The organism is Halomonas sp. BN3-1 (genome assembly GCF_003056325.1).
Taxonomy (GTDB): Bacteria; Pseudomonadota; Gammaproteobacteria; order Pseudomonadales; family Halomonadaceae; genus Halomonas; species Halomonas litopenaei.
In genome coordinates this window covers 148,221-171,374 of sequence record NZ_PYVV01000008.1, presented here as the reverse complement: position 1 = coordinate 171,374, position 23,154 = coordinate 148,221, and the positions used below count along the sequence as shown (strand labels likewise).

Genomic DNA, 23,154 nt, shown 5'->3' with positions numbered 1-23,154 from the left:
TGGTCACAACGGCAAATGGTTGAGGCTATTGGGGACGGGGCGGAACCTGACGGCAGCATCGAGAGCCCATGAACCGAGGACACCCCATGCCCTTCTTCCGCGTCGCCACCGAAGGCGCCACCACCGACGGCCGGATCATCTCGCGTGACTGGATCACGCAGATGGCCGGCAATTACGACCCCAAGAAGTACGGTGCCCGTGTGTGGATGGAACACATGCGCGGCATGTTCCATGACGGCCCCTTCCCCGCCCTGGGCGACATCAAGGCCCTGAAGGCCGAAGAGGTCGAGGACGGCAAGCTGGGCCTGTTCGCGGATATCGACCCTACCGACAAGCTCAAGCAGATCAACGGCGAACGACAGAAGGTCTACACCAGCATCGAGGTCGACCCCGACTTCGCCGGCAGTGGTGAAGCCTATTTCGTCGGCCTGGCCGTTACCGACAGCCCCGCTAGCCTCGGTACCGAGATGCTGCAGTTCAGCGCCAAACAGGGCAGCGCCTCCCCGTTGGCGGCGCGCAAGCAACGTCCCGAAAACCTGTTCACCGCCGCCGTGGAGGTCGAGCTGGACTTCTCCGACGCGCTGCCGGAGCCCGACAAAGGCCCCAGCCTGACCGAGCGCATCACCGCGCTGTTCAAGAAGCACGACGCCAAGAGCACCGCCAGAACACAGGCCGGGTTCGACGCCTTCAGCAAGGACCTGGAGCAGACCTTCGAGCTGTTCGTGAAGCGTCATGAGGCGCTGGAATCCGAGCTTGAAGCACGTCCTTCCACCGACGCCTTCAACGAGCTGAAGACCGCCCACGACGACCTCAAACGTCGCTTCGACGAGCTCTACACCCAGCTCGACAACGCCCCCTCACCGCAACACCACCGTTCACGCGCCACCGGCAACGACGGCGGCATCGTCACCGACTGCTAAGGAACCGACCCGCTCATGCGCAACGATACCCGCAACCTTTTCAACCGTTTCACCGCCCAGGTGGCGAAACTCAATGGCGTACAAGCGGCCAGTCAGAAGTTCGCCGTCGACCCCAGCGTCCAACAGCGCCTGGAGAAGCGTATCCAGGAGTCCAGTGACTTCCTGGGCCGCATCAACATGATCGGCGTCGACGAATTGAAGGGGGAGAAACTCGCCCTCGGCGTCTCCGGCCCGATCGCCGCACGCACCGATGTCAGCCAGAAGGATCGCGAGACCCGCGACCTCTCGACGCTGGATTCCCAAGGCTACGAGTGCCGCCTTACCGAGTTCGACACCCACCTCGGCTACGGCAAGCTCGACGCCTGGGCCAAGTTCCCGAACTTCCAGGAGCTGGTGCGCGACGCCATCGTCCGCCAGCAGGCGCTGGACCGGATCATGATCGGCTTCAATGGCACCTCCGCCGCCGCTCAGACCAACGCCGCCACCAACCCGATGCTGCAGGACGTCAACATCGGCTGGCTCCAGCACTACCGTACCCAGGCCCCGGCCCAGGTACTCAAAGAGGGCGCTACTGCCGGGACCCTCAAGGTAGGTAAGAGTGGCGACTACGAGAACCTCGATGCTGTCGTCTACGACGCGGTCAACGAGCTGATCGATCCTTGGTTCCGCAACGCCACCGACCTGGTCGCGATCGTCGGGCGCAAGCTGATGGCCGACAAGTACTTCCCGCTGATCAACCAGACCCAGCCACCCACCGAACAGCAGGCCATGGACGTGATCATCAGCCAGAAGCGTATCGGCGGACAGCAGGGCCTCCAGGTGCCGTTCTTTCCCGACAACGCCATCCTGGTCACCACCCTGGATAACCTCTCGATCTATTGGCAGAACGGCGCCCGCCGCCGCTACGTCAGCGAGAACCCCAAGCGCAACCGCATCGAGAACTACGAGAGCTCCAACGACGCCTACGTGGTGGAGGACTTCGGCGCCGGCTGCCTGATCGAGAACATCGAGCTGGGCGACTTCAGCGCCTGATAAGGAGTCACGATGACCAGCCCCGCCCGCCGCCACTACCAACGGGTCTCCGCCGCACTCGCGGCGGAGACAGCCGGCGAGACGCCGATGCAAGGTGACGCCTACGAACTGATGCAGGCCGCCCTGTTCGAGGACTACCGCCGGCTCAAGTCGACCCAGTCCATGGAGCGCAAGGCCGAGATCAAGCGCGAGGTCCTGCCCAAGTACGCCGACTACGTCACCGGCGTACTCGAGGCCGGCCAGGGCGCCCAGGACGACGTACTGATGCGCGTCATGCTGTGGCGTATCGACGCCGGAGACATCGCCGGTGCCGTGGCCATCGCCCGCTACGCCCTGGCCCACGGCCTCAATCCCCCCGATCAGTTCGAGCGCTCCACCGCCGCCATCATCGCCGAGGAAGTCGCCGACCAGGCTCTCAAGCGCCTCGACGAGGAAGGCATCGACACCCTGGACCTGCTCAAGCAACTGATCGACGTCGAGCTCCTGACCCGCCAGGCAGACATGCATGACCAGGTGCGCGCCAAGCTGTTCAAGGCCCTGGGCTACACCCAGCGCACCGCAGGCCAGCTGGTCGAGGCGCAGTCCAGCCTAGAGCGCGCCCTGGCACTGAACGACAAGGTTGGAGTGAAGAAGGACCTTGAGCGCATTGAGCGCCAGATTCAGCAAGAAAACACCAAGCAACAGAACGCAGGCGGTCAGGGCTCTCCCCAGAACGGGGCCTGACGCCGCTACCGAGTCGCACGCCGACGTCAGGGGGCGCCGGGTGAGAGCAGGCCGAAAGCCGCCCCGCTCGCAGCCCGGCTCACCCCCTCCTTCAACGGCATTTGAGAACACTCGCCATGTCACTGATCGCCTACAACGTCCCGACCAGCGAAGCGCCGGCGGAGTCCATCGAGAACAACGGCTTCTGGCCGGCACTCGACGCCCAGGACTACCGCGCGGCCGAGCGGGTCGACGGCAGCATCACCGATGCCCGGGTGGACATGGCGCTGCGCGTAGCCATGGCCGACATCAATCGCCAGTTGGCGAACTGGCAGCAGGATCGCCAGGCCAGTGGCAGCACCACCATTGATGACGTCGAAGCACCCGACTGGATGCCACCGAACAGCTACGCCCTGCTCTACCGCCGGGCGGTCTACGCCACCGCCACGGCCTCACTGATGGAGCGCTACCGCGACCACAGCGCCACCGGAGATGGCGACGAGCGCGGCGAGGGCAAGGACCTGGCCGCCGACGACTACCGCCGCGATGCGCGCTGGGCGGTCAGCGAGATCCTCGGCAAGGCGCATACCACGGTGGAGCTGATCTGATGCCCAAGGTCCGCACCCAACAGGACGAGACGCTGGACAGCTTGTGTTATCGCGTACTTGGACGCACCGGCAGCGTCACCGAGCAGGCCCTGGAGCTAAATCCGAGTCTGGCGGAACTCGGCCCCCTGCTGCCCCAGGGCCTGCTGGTCACCCTGCCCGATGAACGACAGGCCGCCCCCCTTCACGCCGACACCCTGCAACTCTGGCGCTGACACTCACGAGGAACCCATGGCCGAACCAAGCACTGCCACCGCCGTCGCCACCGCTACAGGACTTGCCGCCCTGATCGGCTGGTTACCCGGCGTCGACGCCAATGCCGTCATCGGTGCCTTCTGCGGCGCCACGCTATTCGTGATCAGCGCCAAGGAACTGGGGCTGTTCGAGCGCTTCGCCTATCTGCTGATCTCTTTCGCCATCGGCTACCTGGGGGGGCCGGCCTTGCTCGGCGACATGCTTGAGCACAGCGCTGTCTCAGCCTTCATCGCCGCCGCCGTCACCGTGACTGCCGGGCTGCGAGCTATCGAGGGAGTCAAAACCCTTGATCTCAAGGCCTGGCTGGGAGGGAGGAAATGACCATCACCGGGATCATCACGCTGATCGCCGCCTTGTTGATCATCCTGCGCCTATTGACCTATCGCCGGCGTGGCCGACGCTATCGCCCTGGCGTCGGCGTCGCCGCTTGGGCCTGCATCGCCGGCTGCACCGTCGTCATCGCCCGAATTCTGGCCACCGGATCGCCGGGCAGCGCCTGGCTTGTGTGCCTGCTACCACTCGCTGCCACCCATCTGCTGATGACTGGCGGCAACCTCGCTCATCTGTTTCGTGTTCCGTGGAGGTCCTGATGCGCCAGTTCGCCGCCCTACAGGAAAAGAGCCTATTCATCTCCGCCGGCCATAGCGACAGCGACCCTGGCGCAGTAGGCAATGGTCATACCGAGGCCAACATCGTCCTCGAGTTCCGCGACCTACTGGCCGAATACCTCGGCGAGCGAGTCATTGTCGACAAGGACGGCACAGATGGAAAGAACCTGCCGCTTCGCGATGCGGTAGGCGCCGCCAAGGCACACGACCTGGCCGTCGAATTTCACTGCAATGCCGCCGCAAGCCAGGCCGCCACCGGCGTCGAGACGCTCAGTGCCGGCCACCACTACCCGCTGGGCAATGCCCTCTGCCACGCCATCGCTGATGCCCTGGGCATCGCCAACCGCGGCGCCAAGGGTGAAGCCAGCGGGCAGCACAGCAGGCTGGCCTTCATCCGTCAGGGTGGTGGCGTCATCGTCGAGCTGTTCTTCCTGAGCAACAAGCGCGATCTGGCCAAGTACATCGCCAACCGCCGTCGCTGCGTCGAGGCAGTGGGAGACGTTCTGATCAATGAGATCTGCGCCCCTGCCCTGGAATATTCGGCATGACCCAGATCCGTCTGCTCGCCGCTGTCCTGATGCTGGCCACCACCGCCACCAGCGGCTGGCTGGCCCGGGGTTGGTTTGAAGACAGCCAGCGCCTCACTGCCCAGCGCGTCATCGAACAGTCCATCGCCGCCGCTATGGCGCGCGAGTCCGAGATCGCCAGTGCCGTCGAGGCCAGGCTGGCCGAACTCAAGGCCAACGAGCGAATCATCGATCGAGGGATCATCCGTGAAATCGAGAAGCCCATCTATCAGCGCGTTTGCCTTGAGCCTCGCCTTGTCCGGTTGCTCAACGACGCCGCCGCCGGGCGCGCCCCCGCTGCAGCAGACGTTGCTGACGCCATGCCCAACGACACTGCCACCGCTGACTGACGGCACCGCCCGGGATGTGGCGTTAACGCTGCGCGACTGGGCCAATCAGTACCACGGCTGTGCCACCCGTCATAACGGCCTGATTGATGTGTTGAGTGAGACCAATGAGAGGCCAGAGTGGAGAAACTGATATCGCTACGCGACCATCTGCTCGGTGCCGTCGCCGAGCTCCAGCGCAACCCCGACAAGCTGCTGACCTTTATCCAGGATGGCAGGGTCGCCTTTCACCGTGGCCAGCACCTAAGCCACGAATACCGGGTCCCCGCCCAGCTCGTCATCACCGACTACAGCGGCACCCTCGATACGGTCATGATCCCCCTGCTCCAGTGGCTGTCCCGCTACCAGCCGGACCTCGACCCTGACGAGGCCGTCACCATCGAGGCCGAGATTCTCGACAACAAACGCTGGGATCTGGCCTTGACCGTCCAGCTCACCGAGCGGGTGGTGGCTCTGGTGGACTGCGACGCGGGTCATATCAACGTCGAGCACCGCATGCCCGAATACCCGATTGATCCCTGCCCGGCAGACGCCTGGCAGATGAACATCAAAGGACCGGGCGACCAGGACTACCAGATGGCCGCCGAGTGGTCATCGGACTGAGGGCGAACGGCATGACCAACGACCTCCAGGCGCTGGAAGACTGGGTCACTCCACTGCTCGACAACCTCAGCTCGAAGGAGCGCCGCGCCCTGGCACGCCGAGTGGCCCAGGCGCTGAGACGTTCCCAGCGCGAGCGCATCAAGGCCCAGCAGAATCCCGACGGCTCCCCTTACGCGCCACGCAAGCCACAGCGACGCGCCCAGCAGGGTGCCATCCGTCGTCGCACCATGTTCGCCAAGATCCGCACCACCAAGTACCTCAAGGCCCGCGCCCAGGGTGACACCGCAGAGGTGGGCTTTGTCGGCCGCGTGGCCCGTATTGCTCGGGTTCACCAGAACGGGCTTCGCGCCAACGTGGACCGCGACGGCCCCCGCGTGACCTACACCCAGCGGCGCCTGATCGGCTTCAGCGACGCAGATCGGGAGCTGATCCAGGACACCGTGCTGCGCCATCTGACCGGTGCTCACTGACCGCTTGGTCATAGCGAGGTTGTGACTCGTCCGGCTCACAACGCCCCGGTATGGCAGTCACCACCACAGCGCGCAACGATGCCCGCATGACACCCTCTCGCCCTCTCCATGGTGCCGCCGAGCTGCTGCGCCTGATCCACAACCTGATCCGCTTCGGCACTATCGCCGAGGTGGATCATTCCCGTGCCCGGGTCCGGGTGAAGAGCGGCGAGCTACTCACCGCCTGGCTGCCCTGGATCGAAAGCCGCGCCGGCACCACCCGAGACTGGGACCCGCCCACCACCGGCGAGCAGGTGGTGCTGTTTTCCCCCGGCGGCGATCCGTCCGCCGGCGTGGTGCTGACCGGCGTCTTCTCGCAACGACACGCAGCGCCGTCGGACAACCCCGGCCTGTGGCGGCGCGTGATGCCGGACGGTGCCGTGCTGGAATACGACCACACCAACCGCCACCTGAACGCCGACCTACCCGGCAGCGCCACCATCACGGCTCCCGGCGGCGTGACCATCAACGCTGACGTGACGCTCAACGGACGCGTGACCATCGCGGGGGACGGCGTGACCCACAACGGCAAGGACATCGGCGACAGCCATCGCCATGGTGGCGTGGAGTCTGGGCCCAGCAACACGGGAGTGCCGACATGATGGACGCCACCACCGGGCGCCGGCTCGACTATCTCGACCATCTGCGCCAGAGCGTCACCGATATCCTGACCACCCCGCTGGGCTCTCGGGTCATGCGGCGCGACTACGGCTCACTGCTGCCCGAGATGATCGACCGCCCGCTGACCGATGCCACCCTGCTCCAGGTCTACGCCGCCACGGTGATGGCGCTGCTGCGCTGGGAACCGCGACTGCGCGTCACGGCTGTACGTACCAGCGTCAGCACGACCAGCCCCGGGCGGGTCGTGCTCGACCTCGAGGCCCAGACCCGTGAAGGCGAGCCCGTGAATCTGGAGGTGCCGCTGGCATGAGCACCATCGATCTGTCCCAGCTCCCTGCCCCCCAGGTCGTCGAGGCGCTGGACTTCGAGGCCATCCTGGCCGAGCGAACCGCTGCCCTGCTCGAACTGGTTGGCGATGAGCGCCGCACTGAGGTAGAGGCCACCCTGGCACTCGAGAGTGAGCCTCTGACCAAATTGCTCGAGGAAAACGCCTACCGCGAGATGATCTGGCGACAGCGGGTCAACGAGGCGGCCAAGGCCGTGATGCTTGCCTACGCAAGAGACGCTGATCTCGACCAGATCGCCGCCAACTTCGAGGTGGAGCGCCTGGTGGTCAGCCCTGGTGATCCGAATGCCACGCCACCGGTTGCCTCCGTACTGGAAAGCGACGATCAACTGCGCCTGCGCGCCCAGCGAGCCTATGAAGGGCTCAGCGTCGCCGGGCCCCGTGGCGCCTACGAGTTCCATGCTCTGTCCGCCGATGGCCGGGTGATGGATGCCAGGGCCACCAGCCCGAGCCCGGCGGTGGCCATCGTCACCCTGCTGTCGTCCGAGGGCGATGGCACCGCCAGTCAGGAACTGATCGACCTGGTCGACGCCGCCCTGTCCGCCGAGGACATCCGACCCGTGGGTGACCGCCTCACGGTGCAGTCGGCCACCATCGTCGACTACAGCGTCGACGCCACCCTCTACGTCTACCCCGGCCCCGAGCAGGAGCCCATCCTGGCCGCCGCCGAAGCGGCCCTGGCTCGCTACATCGGCGAACAACGCCGCCTAAGCCGCGACATCCGCCGTTCCGCGCTGCACGCGGCTCTTCACGTCGAGGGTGTGCAGCGGGTGGAACTCACCGCGCCGGCGAGCGACGTGGTGCTCGACGTCACCGAGGCCGCCCACTGCACCGGGACCAGCGTGATCATCGGGGGCAGCGATGAGTAGCGCCGAGCGTATCCGCCACCTGCTACCCGCCAACGGCACCGCCCTGGAGCGCGCCGCCGCCGAAGCACTGGCCGAGATCCAGCGCGTACCGGTACCGCTGCGCGACCTATGGCGTCCCGAGACCTGCCCCGCCCACCTGCTGCCCTACCTGGCCTGGGCTTTTAGCGTTGATCGCTGGGACCCGACTTGGTCTGTGGCCACCAAGCGCGGCGTCATCGCCCAAGCGTTCTACGTCCACCGCAAGAAGGGCACCATCTCGGCCCTTCGCCGTGTCGTCGAACCGCTGGGCTACCTGCTCGAGGTCGTGGAGTGGTGGGAGACCAGCCCCGAGGGAATCCCCGGCACCTTCGCCCTGCGTATTGGCGTGCTCGACACCGGCATCACCGATGGCATGTACCAGGAGCTTGAGCGGCTGATCGATGACGCCAAGCCGCTGACCCGTCACGTCATCGGCCTGGATATCGCCGGCGAAAGCCGTGGCCTCATCCACGTCGGCGCAGCCATCTACGACGGCGACGTGACCGATGTCTACCCGTTCACCCCCGGCGACGTCGAGACCACCAGTCCCTTCTTCGTCGGCGCCGCCGTCCACACCATCGACAGCGCCACCGTCTTCCCCTTATAAGGCTGAACATCAGGAGCCCGCCCTATGCCCCAGTTCTACACCCTGCTCACCGATACCGGTCAGGCCAAGATCGCCAACGCCGTGGCCCTCGGCACCCAGATCCAGATCACCCAGATGGCCGTGGGCGACGGTGGCGGCAACCCGGTTACCCCGGACTCCAGTGCCACCGCTCTGGCCAATGAAGTGCGCCGCGCACCGATCAACGCCGTCCACACCGATGACGACAACCCCACCTGGATCGTCATCGAGCAGGTGCTGCCACCGGACGTCGGCGGCTGGACCATCCGCGAAGTCGGGGTATTCGACGCCACCGGCGACCTGATCGCCATCGGCAACCTGCCGGAGACCTACAAGCCGGTACTGGCCGAAGGCTCCAGCCGAACCCAGACCATCCGCGTTGTGATGGAAGTCAGCGACACCGCAGCAGTGACGCTGAAAGTGGATCCCAGTGTGGTGCTGGCGACGCGGGAGTACGTGGATCAGCAGCGCCTGGCCCATGAGCAGAGTCGGAATCACCCGGCGGCGACGGAGACCGCCCAGGGGATGCTGGAGATCGCCAACGAAGCGGAGGCATTGGCAGGCTCAGATGATGCCAGGGCGATGACGCCGGAAAAGGTGCATGCCGCGTTCGGCCAGTTTGGTGTCGGAGCTCTCCCCAAAAAGCTGACCACGCTACTGGAGCGGATAGCGCCAGGAACATATATCGCCTACGGCGCCGGCCACGCCCAAAGTACGGCCGGTATGCCGCCAGGTTCCGGTGATGCTGCATACACCGTACATGCAGGAAGATTCAGCGCGCTCTCTGGACAGACGTTTCTCATCATCGAGAACTCCAATGCAGCAGGAAGTGGCTCAGTATTTGTTGGCACCAGATACAGCGAGACAGGCGATTCACCATATCCATTGGGCTGGAGAGAAATTCATCATTCAGGAAATTTCAATCCCAACAACAAAGCGGATGTTTCGGCCTTGACCGAGCATGCCGAAAGCCGCGAACACCCCGCTGCTAGTGAGACTGAACAGGGGATGGTTAGAGCTGCAACGCAAGATGAGACGAATGCCGGCACGGTGGTTGGAGCCTTTGTATCGCCTGAAAAACTTAAATCGTGGGCGAGCCAATGGGTTAAACAAGCGACGGAGTCAGCATCCGGAATGCTCAAAGTCGCCACACAATCACAAGTCGATGCGGGCAGCAACGATACAACAGCCGTCACCCCCAAAAAACTACGGTGGGGATTCTCGGTCGCCTTGGCGAACAACGGCTACATTGCCCTTCCATCATGGTTGGGTGGAGTCATCGTCCAGTGGGGGAGCCGTAGAGCCCTGAGTGGTTCAAGTAGCTACAACGTCGACACAAACTTCCCGATCGCCTTCCCCAATGCTTGCCGATCTGTAGTGGTATCCAGCGGACTCGACACATCGAACCTTGACGCTGTGTCCAACTACAGAAGCAACAGCGAGAAGGTGCAAATGGGAACGCCGACAAGTACCGGCTTCAATGCACAGATGACGCTAATTGATGGCTATACAGCAGACAATCGCGCATTCAGGTGGTTGGCCATCGGCAACTGACCAGGAGGCAACATGGCAGAAATATTCTACAGTGCGGCGCACAACACCTTTTTCCCGGAACGGTTTTACGACGAATACGTCGCATCAGGACTTTGGCCGAAAGATGCAGTGAAAGTCACCAAAGAAGAATGGAAGGTTTATGGTGAAAGCGAGCCTCCAGATGGCTACCTGCGAGGTACGGATGAAAACGGCAAGCCAGCTTGGGTGCCGATCCCTCCAGCCTCAATTAACGACCTCGCCACCCAGGCCCTCTCCCGCATCAACTCGGGCTACCAGGCCCAGATGGGCCAGATCCTCAACGACTACCCCCAGGCCGAGACGCTGACCTTCGACAAGCAGGAGCGAGAGGCTCGCCAATGGCAGGCGGACAACAGCGTAGCCACGCCCTATATCGACGCCATGCTGGTCGAACGACCCCTGGACAAGGCCGAGTTGGTGGGGCGAATCCTGGCCAAGGCGGATGCGTTTACTCAGGCCAGCGGCATGGCCACCGGCAAACGCCAACGACTCGAGGAAGAGGTAAAGGCTGCCCTGGAAGCCGAGGACCGCGATGCCTTGGAAGCCATCGACTGGTAGCAATATCCCGATCGCCATCGCCTATGCCACGGGCGCCCTGCCACTGTAACCCTACCGGGCGTTGTGACCTCCCCCTGTCACAACGCCCGCTCGTTGAGCCCCCTCCACCCTCCCGCGCAGCATGACACCACGTCATGCATCGACCCGATATTCCCTGCGCAGGAGCCTCACCCATGGCCCAGGACTACCATCACGGCATTCGTGTCGTCGAGATCAACGAGGGCACCCGACCGATTCGCACCGTTGCAACAGCGGTGATCGGCCTGGTGGCCACCGCGCCGGATGCCGCCCCCGGCGTCGCCGCCAGCACCACCGTCAACTTTGCCGCTGCCAATACCGGCATCACCTACACCGCCGCCAGTGCCGGCACCGACGGCAACGCCATCCGCGTGCGCTACCTCGACCCAGCCGCCGCCTCCGCCACCCTGGCCGTCAGCGTCTCCGGTAGCGACATCACCGTCAGCCTCGCCACCGACACCGAGGGCGACCTGGCCAGCACCGCCAGCGAGGTGGTCGCGGCAGTCAACGGTGAGGCCTCCGCCAGCGCCCTGGTGACCGCTGTCGAGGCCGAGGGCTCCAGTGGCGCGGGCATCGTATCCGCCACGCCCTTCACCAGCCTGACCGGCGGCCAGGATGAGCCCTTCCCGCTCAACACACCGGTGCTGATCACCGACATCCTCGCGGCCCAGGGCAAGGCCGGCGCCGAAGGCACCCTTGCCCGCTCCCTGGCCGCCATCGCGGGCCAGGCCAAGACCCTGGTGGTGGTCGTGCGGGTGGCGGAAGGCAGTGACGCCGCCGAGACCAAGAGCAACGTCATCGGCGGTGTGGACGCCAGCGGCAAGAAGCTCGGCCTGCAGGCCCTGCTCACCGCCGAACAACGCTTTGGCGTTAAGCCCCGCGTGCTCGGCGTACCGGAGCTGGACGACGCCGACGTCGTCAGCGAGCTGATCGGCGTCGCCCAGAAGCTGCGTGCCTTCGTCTACGCCTCCGCCTTCGGCTGCACCACCAAGGAAGAGGCGGCCATGTACCGGGAGAACTTCGGTGCCCGCGAGGTGATGGTGATCTGGCCCGATTTCACCGGCTGGGACACCGCCACCCAGAGCACCCGCAACCACTCCGCCGTGGCCCGGGCGCTGGGCATGCGCGCACGTCTGGACAACGAATTCGGCTGGCACAAGACGCTCTCGAACATCCCGGTCAATGGTGTCACCGGCATCAGCCGTGATGTGTTCTGGGACCTGCAGGATCCGGCCACCGACGCCGGCTATCTGAACAGCCACGAGGTCACCACCCTGATCAATCGCGGCGGCTACCGCTTCTGGGGCTCTCGCACCTGCTCGGTGGATCCGCTATTCGCCTTCGAGAACTACACCCGTACCGCCCAGATCATCGCCGACACCATCGCCGAGGCCCATCTCTGGGCCGTGGACCTGCCGATGCACCCAAGCCTGGTGAAGGACATCATCGAGGGCATTAACGCCAAGTTCCGCGAGTGGAAGCGCCTGGGCTACCTGATCGACGGCGTCGCCTGGTTCGACCCGGAGATCAACACCCCCGAGGTGCTCAAGGCCGGCAAGCTCTACATCGACTACGACTACACCCCGGTGCCGCCGCTGGAGAACCTGATGTTCCAGCAGCGCATCACCGACCGCTACCTGATCGACTTCGCCGACCGCGTCGCCGCCGCCTGATCGCCGGGCTCAGCGAAACGCCCAGTTAGGAGAAATCCATGCTTCCCAAGATCCTCAAGGACTACAACCTGTTCGGCGACGGCCACAACTGGCAGGGCCAGGTGCCCACCGTCACCATCCCCGAGCTCGCCCGCCGCATGATCGAGTACGAGGGCGGAGGGATGGATGGCCCGGTCGAGGTCGACATGGGCCAGGAACTCATGACGATGACATGGACCACCGGTGGCCTGGTCGTCGATGGCCTGTTCGACAGCTTCGGCTCCCCGGTGCATGACGCCGCCCTGCTGCGCTTCACCGGCAGCTACGAGAGCGACGAGACCGGCGAAACCGTGCCGGTCGAGATCGTCGCCCGGGGCCGCCACAAGACCATCGCCATGGGCGAGGCCCAGAAAGGCGACAAGTCCGACTGGGAGATCACCACCACCCTCACCTACTACAAGCTCGTCATCGATGGCGAGACCGTCATCGAGCGCGACGTACCCGGCTACGTCTTCACCGTGCGCGGCGAGGACCGCCTCGCCCAGCGCCGCGCCAACCTCAACCTGTAACCCAGCGCCGCCCCTGGGCGGCGTAGGCCTTCACCTGACTCAGACCCACAGGACCCACCATGACCGACACCACCAACGTCGCCGAACTGCCCAAGCCGATCACCGAGACCGTCGAGCTCGACACCCCGATCACGCGCGGCAAGACCACCGTCACCGAGATCCAGGTTCGCAAGCCCAAGTCCGGCGCCCTGCGCGGCGTCTCGCTCACCGACCTGCTGCAGATGCAGGTCGCCGCCCTGACCACCGTGCTGCCCCGCATCACCGAACCGGCGCTGACCGAAGCCGAGGTGCGTGACCTCGATCCCGCCGACCTGGTCCAGCTGGGGGGCACCGTGGCCGGTTTTTTGGTGCCGAGGAAGACGCGCGAGGCGAGCGCCTAGCCCTGCCCGAGCGCGTGGACGACGCCATGGCAGACCTCGCCATGGTGTTCCACTGGGGCCCGCCGGAGATGGACACCATGAGCCTGGCCGAGCTCATGTCCTGGCGGGAACAGGCCCGCCGCCGCGTCGAGCCAAGGAAAGGTTGAGCCAGCCCCAACACCTGACCCACCCGCACCGCCACACCGCAAGGAACACCGATGGCCCGAGACCTCAAGCTGCAAGTCATCCTCGACGCAGTGGATCGGGCCACCGGCCCGCTGAAGAAGATCACCCAGGGCAGCGGCGCCACCGCCGAGGCCCTCAAGGCCAGCCGCGATCAGCTCAAGACGTTGGAACGCGCCCAACGCGAGCTGCGCGGTTTTCGTGACCTCAAGCGCCAGAGCGAGGACAGCGCCCGCGCCCTCACCGACCAGCAGCGTGAAGTCCAGGAGCTGACCCGCCAGCTCGAGCAGGCCGATAGCGCCACCGGCGACCTCACCCGCCGCCGTGCCCAGGCCATCCGCCAGGCCCAGCGTCTCAAGGAGCAGTATCAGGCGGAGCAACAGCAGCTTCAGTACCTGCGCACCCACATGACCCGCGTCGACGGCGTGACCGGCAAGCTGGGCGACCAGCAGCAGGCGCTGAGTCGGCGCATTCGTGACGCCAACGAGCAACTGCAGCGACAACAGCGGGAACTGGGCGAAGTCGCCCGCAAGCAACGCCAGGCTGCCGACGCGGCCCGTCAGTTCCACCGGGGCATGGGCCGGGCCGGTCGCCTGATGGGAACCGGTGCTGGCGGCCTGGCCACCGGTGGCGCTTCGCTCTACGGGGGCGCCCGACTACTGGCTCCTGGTGTCGACTACGGCGCCGCCATGTCCCGCGTCCAGGCCCTGACGCGCCTCGACAAGACTGATCCGCGCTTTCAGGCACTCCAGGACCAGGCCCGCATGCTCGGTTCATCGACCTCCTTTAGCGCCACCCAGGCCGCCGAGGCCCAGGGCTTTCTTGGCATGGCGGGCTTCGATCCCGACGCCATCATCGCCGCCATGCCCTCAATGCTGGATCTCGCCAAGGCCCAGGGCGCGGATCTTGGGCGCACCGCGGATATCAGTTCCAACCTGTTGTCCGGCTTCGGGCTTGATCCCGCCGAGATGACGCGCCTGGCGGATGTCATCACCGCCACCACCACCCGGGCCAACGTCGACCTGGAGATGCTGGGCGAGTCGATGAAATACGTGGCGCCGGTGGCGCGGGAGATGGGGCTGTCGCTGGAAGAGTCTGCCGCCATGGCCGGCCTGCTCGGCAACGTCGGCATCCAGGGCAGCCAGGCCGGCACCACGCTTCGCGCCATGATGCTGCGGCTGTCGGCCCCCACCGGCGCAGCCTCCGACGCCTTAGCGACACTCGGCATCAACGCCAAGGACGCAGAGGGCAACCTGCGCAACGTGCCCGAGATCCTCGCCGACGTGGCCAAGGCCACCGAGACACTCGGCAGCGCTGACCGGCTGGCCTACCTCAAGGACATCTTCGGCGAGGAACCCGCCGCCGGCATGGCGGAGCTGATCAACCAGCAAGGCGCTGCCGGCATCGAGGCATTCGTGGCCACCCTGGAACAGGCCGCCGGCGAGAACGCCCGGGTCGCCAAGGTCATGGCTGACAACATCAAAGGCGACCTGCAGGGCCTCAACAGCGCCTGGGAAGAGATCGGCATCACCCTCACCGACACCAACGAGGGGCCGCTGCGAGAGCTGATCCAGAACGTCACCCGCATCACCCGGGCCGTGGGCGACTGGATGAAGGCCAACCCCGAGCTGACCGCCCAGCTCGCCACCGCAGCTGCCGCTGTCGCCGGCCTGGTCGCCGTGGGTGGTGCCCTGACCCTTGCCCTGGGCGCCCTGCTCGGCCCCATGGTACTGACCCGCTACGGCCTGCAGATGCTGGGACTGAAAGGCGGCGCCTTCACCCGTGTGCTGGGTGCCCTTGCGGCCCGCGCCATTCCCACCCTGATCGGCGCCCTACGCATGCTCGGAGCCGCCGCCATTGCCAACCCTATCCTGGCCACCATCGGCCTGATCGCCGCCGGCGCGCTGTTGATCTGGCAGAACTGGGGCACCCTTGGCCCAAAGTTCGCCGCACTTTGGGAAGGCATCAAGGCCACCGCCGGCGACTTCTGGGAGTGGCTGAAAGCGACGGCTGCCTCCGCACGTGACCTGATCATCGCCGGCTTCACCAACTGGACACTGCCCGGCCTGATCCTCCAGCACTGGGACGCCATCAGGGCCAGCGGCGCCGAACTGTGGCAGTGGTTTCAGGACGCCCCCAGCAACGCCATTGAGGCGGTGGCCACCATGCTCAGCGACTGGGACCTCAAGGGCCTGCTCGAGGAGAAGTGGACCGCCGCCATAGACTACTTGAAGAGCCTGCCGGGGCGCATGCGAGACGCCGGACTGGACGTTGCACGAGGACTCGGGGAAGGCATCAAAAATGGCGCCGTATCCGCCTGGGAGGCCGTCAGCGACGCCGCCAGGGGCACCGAGCACCGCGCCCGCTATGAACTCGACACCCACTCACCATCCCGAGTGTTCAAGAGCATCGGCGGCGATGTGATGGCGGGGCTCGCCCAGGGTATCCGGAGCAGCGAGCAGGCACCGTTGTCTCGGGTCACCGCCTTCAGCCAGCGCCTGCGTCAGGCCGGCGCCGGCCTGGCCCTGGGCGCGGCCACGCTGCCAACCGTGGCCACCGCTGATATCCCCATCGACACCCGGCCGCCGCTTTCAGCCGGCAGTACCGGCAGCGGCGTGATCATCCAGGGAGGCATCAATATCAATGTACAGCCGGCACCGGGCATGGATGAGCAGGCCCTGGCCCGCTACGTGGCAAGCGAAGTCCGCCGAGCACTGGACGAGGCTAAGCGCGAGGCCGGCGCCCGGAACAGGAGCGCTATTTATGATCTTGACTAATATCTCGCTCCTTCGTGTCACGCCGATACAAACCAAGGCATGCCGTCGACAGAGAGATGGTGATCCCAAGGTAAAAGAAGCTGCCAAATATCGCATAAACACTTCGTATAGCTGGATCATCTTTGTCGTAGGCAGGCAGCCCGTGCAGAACAAGATGACAACCAATCATCAAAGCAACGCCAACAATCATGTAGAAAAAACAAAGTTTTCCAGCTTCACTTTTGTAATTAGCTGCAAGCGCAATACCAAGAAATACGAGAAGTCCGTCGATACTGTAGCTTGGAAGACGAGAAATAAACTCATAATGCAACCCACCCTCTTTTAGCATCCATAAGACACCAGTTGCAACCATGAATGAGAGCACAAAAAATAAAATAACGAAGAACATATCCGCTCTTTTTGACATAGGTAATCCTCCATGATGATGGCATACGGACTCTTTATCTTCGGCGTATCTTCGGCGGCATACCAGGAGCTACAACGTCAATCAGGCTGGCGACATTTGCCACAAAGCCGTGTAGGGCGCCGGCCTTCCCGGCAGTTTCTGGGGCCCGACGGCGATAGCGTCACCCTCACCGGCACCCTGCTGCCTCAGTTCACCGGTGGCCAGCAGAACCTCGACCAGCTACGCCAGATGGCCAATGCCGGCGGCGCCTGGCCGCTGATCGAGGGTAGTGGCAACGTCTACGGCCTGTTCGTGATCGAAAGCCTCAACGAGCGCAAGAGCGCGTTTTTCCGCGATGGCACCGCCCAGAAGATCGACTTCGAATTGACCTTACAACGTATCGACGAAGACGCAACTGACCAACTGGCCAGCAACGCGCTCTCCCGAGCGCTGGTGACCGGACTCAACGGGGTCCTGGCATGATCCAACTTCTCGGCTCTTCGCTACTACAGCCTGGGCGCCCTGCACGGACACCGGACTACCGTCTGACGCTACAGGGCCAGGTGATCAGCCCGGAGCTGGACGCACGCCTGCAGCGCCTGTCGCTCACCGATCGCCGCGGACTCGAGGCCGATCAGCTCGATATCACCCTCAACGACCACGACGGGCGCCTCGCCCTGCCGCCGCGTGGCGCGGAGCTGCACCTGGCCATGGGCTGGAAAGGCGAGCCGCTGATCGACCGGGGCACCTACATCGTCGACGAGGTAGAGCACAGCGGCGCCCCGGACCTGATGACCATCCGCGCCCGCTCCGCCGACATGCGCCAGGGCCTGCCGGGCAAACGCAGCCAGAGCTGGGACAATCTGATACTGCGCGACATCATCACTACCATCGCCAAGCGACACGACCTGGAGCCGAAGATCAGTAAGGTCCTCGGCGGGATCCGCGTCGGTCACATCGACCAGACCGAGGAAAGCGACCTGCACTTCCTTACCCGCCTCGCCGAGCGCTACGACGCCATCGCCACCGTGAAAGCCGGCAACCTGCTGTTCATCCCCGCCGGCCAGGCCACCACCGCCAGCGGCACAGAGATTCCTCCCATCGACCTGTACCGCCAGGTTGGCGACCGCCACCGCTACGTGGTCACCGACCGCAACGCCTTCACCGGCGTACTGGCCTACTGGAACGACACCGTCCACGCCGAGCGTAAGGAAGTCATCGCCGGCGACACCGACAACCTGAAGCGCCTGCGCCCCACCTACGCCAGTGACGACGACGCCCTCGCCGCCGCCCAGAGCGAGATGCAGCGGCTCGAGCGCGGCGGCGCCGAGTTCACCCTGGATTTGGCCGAAGGGCGACCCGACCTCTACCCGGAAACACCGGTGCGGCTGATAGACTGGAAGCGAGAGATAGAAGAGACCGCCTGGCTGATCACCGAGGTACGGCACGACCTCAGCGATAGCGCCCTGACAAGCTCATTGCAGATGGAAATAAGCAATTCTGGCGCTCACGGCGCCATAGACCAACTTGAACAGTAAATCCCCAGATACCTCAACACATGGCGAACAGGCCAAGCCACCCCAAGCATGAGTCTACGCAGGTTAGGTAAACACATTCAGGCGATCACCAAGGTAGAGGCCCATGGCTTTGACGACGGCTCTCTTTCCACTGCGCCGCCGATGGTCCGCCCATTACAGTGCTCTGTACAGCCTAACGCAAGTCACTTGCCAGATCCGCAACATCAAAATAAGAATATAGCCTTTTGCCATTTAAAGCATTCATATATACATCAGCCACAAATTCGACTTTATTATCTGGAAGCGCATCCCATCTTTCTCTCAACTCTTTTTTCGGAATAGTTGATGTTTCGACATATACCTTTGCTATGTCATGAACCGAAAGGTTCTCAAAAGAAAAATAAAGATAACATGGCGGATATCTTTTATTAAGGATATCTTCCAGTTCCGAACTCCAACCCTTTTTCATCTCCAAAAACAACTCTGCGTCTTGGTAGCGCAATACTGCCAAATACAACAAAAAGAAAAAGTGAACTTTATCCCCTGCAGTGTTAGCCAAAGAACTCTTAACGTGAATCATAACTTTCTGAACATCTCTCAACGACAAACGAAATGTTTTACAAATAGCTATAAATGTCGCATGAAACGTTCCAACTGCACCATTTTCGGACAAGATACTGTCTTTATGCGGCTCAACTAGAGGCATTCCTCCCATTGACATATAGGAGTACCCTCTTTCCCGAGTCTTATCTTTAAGAACTGGCCTCAAATCAAAAAAATCAGACGCATCCAAGCTTTCTAATGAGATTTTTGCCCAACCATCCAAATCATCATTTTTCAGCCGATATGTGACGTCGAAAAACCTTCTTAGATACCGTTGCGAATCAAATCCAACACCATATACTGCCCTAATAGAATGTACAAGCTGAGAAGTGTCGGTAGCTACAACAAACTTGCAATTATCGACATCAAAGAGATGCTTTACTCTTTCTAAAAGCTCAACTGCATAGGTTGGCCTACATCGGTCAAGCTCATCAATAAAAACATATACAGGGATTGCAACATCACTTTTACGATCAGTGTTTTTTTCCTTTGATACCACCGCAATTAGATTGGTGAGCTCGTTTTTAAACTCCTCAACCATCATTGATGTTTTTGACGAGTCCTCGAGAAGCTGGGTGACTGCGGATTCTGTGGCAGTGTAACCAGCTTCTGTTATCTTATCAGATATTTCATCAAGGTCTGTAGAGAGTGCTTTTTTAACCAATCCCTTAACTATCAACTTACCTACCTCGGGACCGGCTTTAAGGGCTACCTTAGCAGACTTTCTCAAAAATTCAGCAGCAGCATCATTTACTTTCTTTGATGTAGGAGCCTGATTAACCAACTGTTCTTTTATCGCTGCAACCAAGTCGAAAAACGGCTCACCTGAATAGTCAACCTCCCAAGCATTAAAATAAACTGCTCCACGAGTTTCACAAATAGACCTTTTCCACTCGGTGGTAAAATATGTTTTACCCTCTCCCCAAGGAGCGTCAATATTCAACACCCGTGCATCATCTTGCTCATCTAAGAAATTTGTCAAGAAGTCCGCAATAGGTTTTCTGTTCAGGAGATCCCCATCCCAAGCACTCATATTTCATCTCCTCTATGCTCTAAACACAGCCACATGATGCACAACTACTCCACGACATTCCGAAGATTTTGCAAAAACCCCCTGACCACCGTTTAAAGGAATTAAGCGACATGATCCACCAATACGATGACTACGAAACATCCGCAATTGTCCCTAGATATCGACCACAGTAAGATCGTCATGCTGTACAGGCCTAGACTCATCAACGACCAGCACGTCACCCTCGATTATCTCGCCATTGACACCGGCTTCATCCGACACCTCGACCAGGTAGCACTGGGGCGATATCTCTTTAATACCCAAGGTAGAAACGCAGGGATTGGTAAGGCCCGGAATCGCCGGGCCAAGATAGTTCACTCGCATAGTGGTCAGCCTGGCAGTTCGCCTGTTTCAATCAGATAAAAAAACTGCTCTTGGCTGAGAATGGTGCAACCTTTGGTACTGGCCTCATCGACTTTGGTACCGCTGGGACGCGGACCAGTACAAAGAAACTCGAGGTTCTTGGTAATACTCTTTCTTACGACCATGCCCGAATCTCTAGCCATGCTTTCAAGGTTCTTCCTTTCAACTTCTCCGAAACCTGTAAAGGCTATTTCAAAGCTACCAATGGATCTATCTCGGAAAACTGGTGAGGCCGTCAGACAAGAGCCAGTGAGAAGCTCTCGACCACTAATCCATTCAACAATGTTATCTTTTCGAAAGGTTCTCGTGGCGTCACGAGTATGGCAGTAGCCTTTGATGTAATCCCCATCCACACGAAAGTTAGATACTTCTCGAGTGGTAACCTGTCCAGAGGCATCCTGATAGCAGAACTGTAACACTGGTCGTGAGCTGCTACGTCTTGGAGGAGTAGAGCGACCAGCGGCACTTGCCGATATGGAAACGACTGGGTTTTTCTCGACTTCATTCTGACGGGCCTTGGCCCTAGCCTTCTTGGCACGCTTCTTCCATTCTGGAGAGCGCATCGCTTGCTTGACAGAGTCATGGTTTTCAAGTTTCGCTCTCTCCAAGCGAGCCTTGGGAGGGTCAATGGAGGCAGCCTTCTTCTTCGTTCGTCTGACCAGGAATATCATGACCAAAACAACAACGGGAAGAACAACAAAGACTTCCATACGTCCCACTCCCTGCATCCTTGATTTAATGCTTGCTTTAAAGCAAGTCTCTTACGAAATCCGCCCGATCCTAACCACGCAACGCCCCAATACCGCGACATTGCCGAGCTTCTCGGGCGGGATCATCTCCGCCTGGTAATGACTGTTGTCACTGATTAACACCCAGGCACCGCCGGCAACGCGCTGCACCCGCTTGATGCGGCGCTCACCTTCCACCAGCAGCAGAAAAACCCCTTCCGGACGGTCGGGGCGATCCTTCCTATCTACCAATACCCAGTCACCATCGGCCAGCGTGTCCTCCATGCTGTCACCACGAACCTTGACCCCCACCACATGGGCGGGGTCCAGCCCCTGGGCAGCGAGCTGTTCACCAGGGAAGTAGATGGTGGTCTCAACCTCCTCCGCTTCCAAAGAGCGCCCATCCCCCGCAGCGGCCTCAATGTCGTACAGGTTGATGGGACACAACTCCCCACCCATCAACAAGGTGTCGTTATGTGAACCACCATCAAACGCGTTCACCTCACCACCAGATGACGAGTCCACGGAACGCGACCCTTTCAGTACATACAGAAGATCCACCCCCTGCTCAGCAACGGCTGTCAGGTAGGCAGAATCGGGGTTACGAAGCCCTTTCTCGTAGTTGATCTGCGTGGTTTTTCCTACACCGCCGATCGCCGCCAAGGCCGTCTGGCTCAACGCCAAACGCTCGCGCTCTTCCTTCAGGCGCTCACCAATGGTCATTTTTTTGAACCCCGATTATTGACAGGTTCACTTTTGTGAACCATGATCGCTTTACAGTATTAGACAACCTTTAGGAAGCCTAACCCATGAACAGCACTGACACCATGCAACAGGTCCCTGTTGCGGCTCGTTCGCCCCGTGGATGCAACCGTTCGGTGATGACCATGGTCACCGATCGGGAGCGACACAAGCTCGAGGGCATCGCGGAGCTGGAAATGCGCTCGCTCTCCTCTACCGCTCGCATGCTGCTTCTGCTCGGTATCGAGCGCTACGAAGCCGACACCGAGCAGGCGGCTCGTTGCTGATCCTGCTCTTGTCCTGACTTGCCGCATAAAGGAACTCCGCCATGTACCAGGACCCGAAACGCGTTCGCACCAACAAGGCCACGGTCTACCTCGATCAATACGAGGCCGATGTCATCACGGCGCTGGCCAACTACCTGGGTCTGCCCAAGGCCGAGGTGATGCGCCAGATGATGATGAAGGAAGCCCGAGAAGTCCTCGGCGTCGACCTTGCCACCGTCACTGACACTGTCGCCGCTCGCGCTGGCTGAATGAAGCGCTACATCCACCGTGCATTCGAGGTACGCCATGCCGGACCAAGCCATGGAGCTCGATCAACACATGAAAGCCGTGCTCGATGCCGTCTGTGCCCAGCAGAACCTGCAGACCCGAGAACAGGCCGCCGAGTGGCTACTGCGTCGGCGTATCCGCCGGGGCGCTCAGGGGCTCACTGGTCGGGGCAGAGCGATATACGAAGTGAAAGGAGATAGCCGGTGAGGATCACCTGCCCGCATTGCCGCTCTCGGCTAGCGACACGAACAAGCAAGCGGCCGATTCCCGCCCTGGTGCTGGTGTACGCCCAGTGCACCAACCTGGACTGCGGCTGGGGCGGAAAGATGCAGCTTGAGTTCGCCACCACCACCGCACCGAGTCGACAACCCAACCCAGACGTCTGCATACCCATCGATCCCGGTCTTCGGCGCTGGGTACTGGAACAGATCAAAGACTGACGAGGACATCCTGATGACCAATGTTCTGCCCCTGCGTGGTATTCACCTGGATCCGCACAACCTCGCCGCCGCGCAGCTGTTTCGCGATCGCTGGCTAAATCGCCGCGATGCCTTGGCCAACTGCGTCGACTACCTGCTGGCAAACACCGATACGACGGTCGAGCACGCCGAACTGACAGCCCTCCAGGCCTACGCCGACCTCGAGGCCACCAACCGGCGCGAGCGTATCGATGTGGACGCCACCACGTCGCAATTGGTCGTGCTGCGCCTGGGTGATGGTACCCCCGTCGCCCTGACGGTGACCGACCTGCTTCAAGTCCTGAGACAGGCCCGGCAGGAACAGCGCACCAGCGTGATAGATCGCCACCGACAGCGCCCTGTTCTGATCGACCAGTAGTCGCCGCCACCGGCGTCGGGCTTTCGCCCACCGTTTTATC

32 protein-coding genes and 1 pseudogene are annotated in these 23,154 nt (G+C 62.0%); 29 read left to right on the top strand and 4 right to left on the bottom strand.

The annotated features are described in order from the left end of the window. Positions 1-68: 68 nt before the first annotated feature. From C9F12_RS12740 to C9F12_RS12635, 22 genes and pseudogenes are all read left to right on the top strand, one after another. Positions 69-920 carry a GPO family capsid scaffolding protein gene (locus C9F12_RS12740; protein ID WP_240184247.1) on the top strand — a complete coding sequence of 284 codons (852 nt, stop codon included), beginning with the start codon at positions 69-71 and terminating at the stop codon, positions 918-920. Positions 921-935: 15 nt separating this feature from the next. Beyond that, the gene (locus C9F12_RS12735) at positions 936-1,952 is read left to right on the top strand and encodes a phage major capsid protein, P2 family (protein WP_108449115.1); all 1,017 of its coding nucleotides are present in this window, start codon (positions 936-938) and stop codon (positions 1,950-1,952) included. 12 nt (positions 1,953-1,964) lie between these two features. Further along, entirely contained in the window at positions 1,965-2,675 is a 711-nt protein-coding gene (gene gpM, locus C9F12_RS12730) for a phage terminase small subunit (protein ID WP_108449114.1), read from the top strand. Positions 2,676-2,791: 116 nt separating this feature from the next. After that, complete coding sequence (locus tag C9F12_RS12725) at positions 2,792-3,262, top strand: head completion/stabilization protein (RefSeq protein ID WP_108449113.1); 471 nt, start codon at positions 2,792-2,794, stop codon at positions 3,260-3,262. Then, complete coding sequence (locus C9F12_RS12720) at positions 3,262-3,474, top strand: tail protein X (RefSeq protein ID WP_108449112.1); 213 nt, start codon at positions 3,262-3,264, stop codon at positions 3,472-3,474. The genes C9F12_RS12725 and C9F12_RS12720 overlap by 1 nt, the downstream gene beginning before the upstream one ends. 16 nt (positions 3,475-3,490) lie before the next feature. Next, on the top strand, positions 3,491-3,835 hold the full coding sequence (locus tag C9F12_RS12715) for a putative holin (protein ID WP_045992854.1): 345 nt from the start codon (positions 3,491-3,493) through the stop codon (positions 3,833-3,835). After that, positions 3,832-4,104, top strand: coding sequence for a phage holin family protein (locus C9F12_RS12710; RefSeq protein WP_045992855.1), 273 nt, complete (start codon positions 3,832-3,834; stop codon positions 4,102-4,104). Before C9F12_RS12715 ends, C9F12_RS12710 begins: the two co-directional genes overlap by 4 nt. After that, a complete protein-coding gene (locus C9F12_RS12705) occupies positions 4,104-4,670 on the top strand; it encodes an N-acetylmuramoyl-L-alanine amidase (RefSeq protein WP_108449111.1) in 567 nt (188 codons plus the stop codon). Before C9F12_RS12710 ends, C9F12_RS12705 begins: the two co-directional genes overlap by 1 nt. Further along, positions 4,667-5,038 carry a hypothetical protein gene (locus C9F12_RS12700; protein WP_108449110.1) on the top strand — a complete coding sequence of 124 codons (372 nt, stop codon included), beginning with the start codon at positions 4,667-4,669 and terminating at the stop codon, positions 5,036-5,038. The genes C9F12_RS12705 and C9F12_RS12700 overlap by 4 nt, the downstream gene beginning before the upstream one ends. Positions 5,039-5,155: 117 nt before the next feature. Continuing rightward, complete coding sequence (locus C9F12_RS12695; protein ID WP_108449109.1) at positions 5,156-5,638, top strand: phage tail protein; 483 nt, start codon at positions 5,156-5,158, stop codon at positions 5,636-5,638. An 11-nt stretch (positions 5,639-5,649) separates the two neighbouring features. Next, entirely contained in the window at positions 5,650-6,108 is a 459-nt protein-coding gene (locus tag C9F12_RS12690; RefSeq protein ID WP_108449161.1) for a phage virion morphogenesis protein, read from the top strand. Between the two features lie 86 nt (positions 6,109-6,194). Further along, entirely contained in the window at positions 6,195-6,749 is a 555-nt protein-coding gene (locus tag C9F12_RS12685) for a phage baseplate assembly protein V (RefSeq protein WP_108449108.1), read from the top strand. Next, the gene (locus tag C9F12_RS12680; RefSeq protein ID WP_205254684.1) at positions 6,746-7,078 is read left to right on the top strand and encodes a GPW/gp25 family protein; all 333 of its coding nucleotides are present in this window, start codon (positions 6,746-6,748) and stop codon (positions 7,076-7,078) included. Before C9F12_RS12685 ends, C9F12_RS12680 begins: the two co-directional genes overlap by 4 nt. Continuing rightward, entirely contained in the window at positions 7,075-7,983 is a 909-nt protein-coding gene (locus C9F12_RS12675) for a baseplate J/gp47 family protein (protein WP_108449107.1), read from the top strand. The genes C9F12_RS12680 and C9F12_RS12675 overlap by 4 nt, the downstream gene beginning before the upstream one ends. Next, positions 7,976-8,608: a phage tail protein I gene (locus C9F12_RS12670; RefSeq protein WP_108449106.1), complete on the top strand. Its 633-nt coding sequence runs from the start codon at positions 7,976-7,978 to the stop codon at positions 8,606-8,608. The genes C9F12_RS12675 and C9F12_RS12670 overlap by 8 nt, the downstream gene beginning before the upstream one ends. Positions 8,609-8,632: 24 nt before the next feature. Further along, positions 8,633-10,180: a phage tail protein gene (locus tag C9F12_RS12665; protein WP_108449105.1), complete on the top strand. Its 1,548-nt coding sequence runs from the start codon at positions 8,633-8,635 to the stop codon at positions 10,178-10,180. 12 nt (positions 10,181-10,192) lie between these two features. Then, the gene (locus C9F12_RS12660; RefSeq protein ID WP_108449104.1) at positions 10,193-10,756 is read left to right on the top strand and encodes a hypothetical protein; all 564 of its coding nucleotides are present in this window, start codon (positions 10,193-10,195) and stop codon (positions 10,754-10,756) included. 635 nt (positions 10,757-11,391) lie between these two features. Further along, positions 11,392-12,447 (top strand): annotated as a pseudogene (locus C9F12_RS12655) (phage tail sheath protein); the annotation flags it as partial. 38 nt (positions 12,448-12,485) lie between these two features. Continuing rightward, positions 12,486-12,995 carry a phage major tail tube protein gene (locus C9F12_RS12650; RefSeq protein WP_108449103.1) on the top strand — a complete coding sequence of 170 codons (510 nt, stop codon included), beginning with the start codon at positions 12,486-12,488 and terminating at the stop codon, positions 12,993-12,995. 59 nt (positions 12,996-13,054) lie between these two features. Next, entirely contained in the window at positions 13,055-13,375 is a 321-nt protein-coding gene (locus C9F12_RS12645; protein WP_045992863.1) for a phage tail assembly protein, read from the top strand. A 26-nt stretch (positions 13,376-13,401) separates the two neighbouring features. Further along, positions 13,402-13,521, top strand: a complete 120-nt coding sequence (locus C9F12_RS12640) for a GpE family phage tail protein (RefSeq protein WP_108449102.1) — start codon at positions 13,402-13,404, stop codon at positions 13,519-13,521. A 51-nt stretch (positions 13,522-13,572) separates the two neighbouring features. Further along, complete coding sequence (locus C9F12_RS12635; RefSeq protein WP_108449101.1) at positions 13,573-16,314, top strand: phage tail tape measure protein; 2,742 nt, start codon at positions 13,573-13,575, stop codon at positions 16,312-16,314. On the opposite strand, the gene C9F12_RS22575 is transcribed toward C9F12_RS12635, so the two are convergent. Then, the gene (locus C9F12_RS22575; protein ID WP_162816473.1) at positions 16,295-16,702 is read right to left on the bottom strand and encodes a hypothetical protein; all 408 of its coding nucleotides are present in this window, start codon (positions 16,700-16,702) and stop codon (positions 16,295-16,297) included. The two genes, C9F12_RS12635 and C9F12_RS22575, sit on opposite strands and share 20 nt — an antisense overlap. A 30-nt stretch (positions 16,703-16,732) precedes the next feature. Here C9F12_RS22575 and C9F12_RS12630 point away from each other — a divergent pair, with 30 nt between their 5' ends. Both C9F12_RS12630 and C9F12_RS12625 read left to right on the top strand, forming a co-directional pair. Further along, positions 16,733-17,182 (top strand): phage tail protein, encoded by a 450-nt coding sequence (locus C9F12_RS12630; RefSeq protein ID WP_108449100.1) that lies wholly within the window; start codon positions 16,733-16,735, stop codon positions 17,180-17,182. Next, positions 17,179-18,237: a contractile injection system protein, VgrG/Pvc8 family gene (locus C9F12_RS12625; RefSeq protein WP_108449099.1), complete on the top strand. Its 1,059-nt coding sequence runs from the start codon at positions 17,179-17,181 to the stop codon at positions 18,235-18,237. Before C9F12_RS12630 ends, C9F12_RS12625 begins: the two co-directional genes overlap by 4 nt. Positions 18,238-18,409: 172 nt before the next feature. Here the strand turns inward: C9F12_RS12625 and C9F12_RS12620 are convergent, their stop codons facing one another. The 3 genes from C9F12_RS12620 to C9F12_RS12610 form a co-directional block, all read right to left on the bottom strand. Further along, positions 18,410-19,852 (bottom strand): P-loop NTPase fold protein, encoded by a 1,443-nt coding sequence (locus C9F12_RS12620; protein ID WP_108449098.1) that lies wholly within the window; start codon positions 19,850-19,852, stop codon positions 18,410-18,412. Between the two features lie 368 nt (positions 19,853-20,220). Continuing rightward, complete coding sequence (locus C9F12_RS22570) at positions 20,221-20,964, bottom strand: hypothetical protein (protein WP_162816472.1); 744 nt, start codon at positions 20,962-20,964, stop codon at positions 20,221-20,223. A 51-nt stretch (positions 20,965-21,015) separates the two neighbouring features. Then, the gene (locus tag C9F12_RS12610) at positions 21,016-21,705 is read right to left on the bottom strand and encodes a LexA family transcriptional regulator (protein ID WP_108449096.1); all 690 of its coding nucleotides are present in this window, start codon (positions 21,703-21,705) and stop codon (positions 21,016-21,018) included. Between the two features lie 86 nt (positions 21,706-21,791). Between C9F12_RS12610 and C9F12_RS22565 the strand changes: the two genes are divergently transcribed. Genes C9F12_RS22565 through C9F12_RS12590 form a run of 5 tightly spaced genes read left to right on the top strand, consistent with a single transcriptional unit; the run spans position 21,792 to position 23,114 of the window. Beyond that, a complete protein-coding gene (locus C9F12_RS22565; protein WP_162816471.1) occupies positions 21,792-22,010 on the top strand; it encodes a hypothetical protein in 219 nt (72 codons plus the stop codon). A gap of 41 nt (positions 22,011-22,051) precedes the next feature. After that, positions 22,052-22,258, top strand: coding sequence for a hypothetical protein (locus C9F12_RS12605; protein ID WP_045992874.1), 207 nt, complete (start codon positions 22,052-22,054; stop codon positions 22,256-22,258). Positions 22,259-22,295: 37 nt separating this feature from the next. Beyond that, positions 22,296-22,484 carry a hypothetical protein gene (locus tag C9F12_RS12600; RefSeq protein WP_108449095.1) on the top strand — a complete coding sequence of 63 codons (189 nt, stop codon included), beginning with the start codon at positions 22,296-22,298 and terminating at the stop codon, positions 22,482-22,484. After that, positions 22,481-22,717: an ogr/Delta-like zinc finger family protein gene (locus C9F12_RS12595; RefSeq protein ID WP_108449094.1), complete on the top strand. Its 237-nt coding sequence runs from the start codon at positions 22,481-22,483 to the stop codon at positions 22,715-22,717. The genes C9F12_RS12600 and C9F12_RS12595 overlap by 4 nt, the downstream gene beginning before the upstream one ends. Positions 22,718-22,730: 13 nt before the next feature. After that, positions 22,731-23,114, top strand: coding sequence for a hypothetical protein (locus tag C9F12_RS12590; protein ID WP_108449093.1), 384 nt, complete (start codon positions 22,731-22,733; stop codon positions 23,112-23,114). The last annotated feature ends 40 nt before the right edge of the window (positions 23,115-23,154 follow it).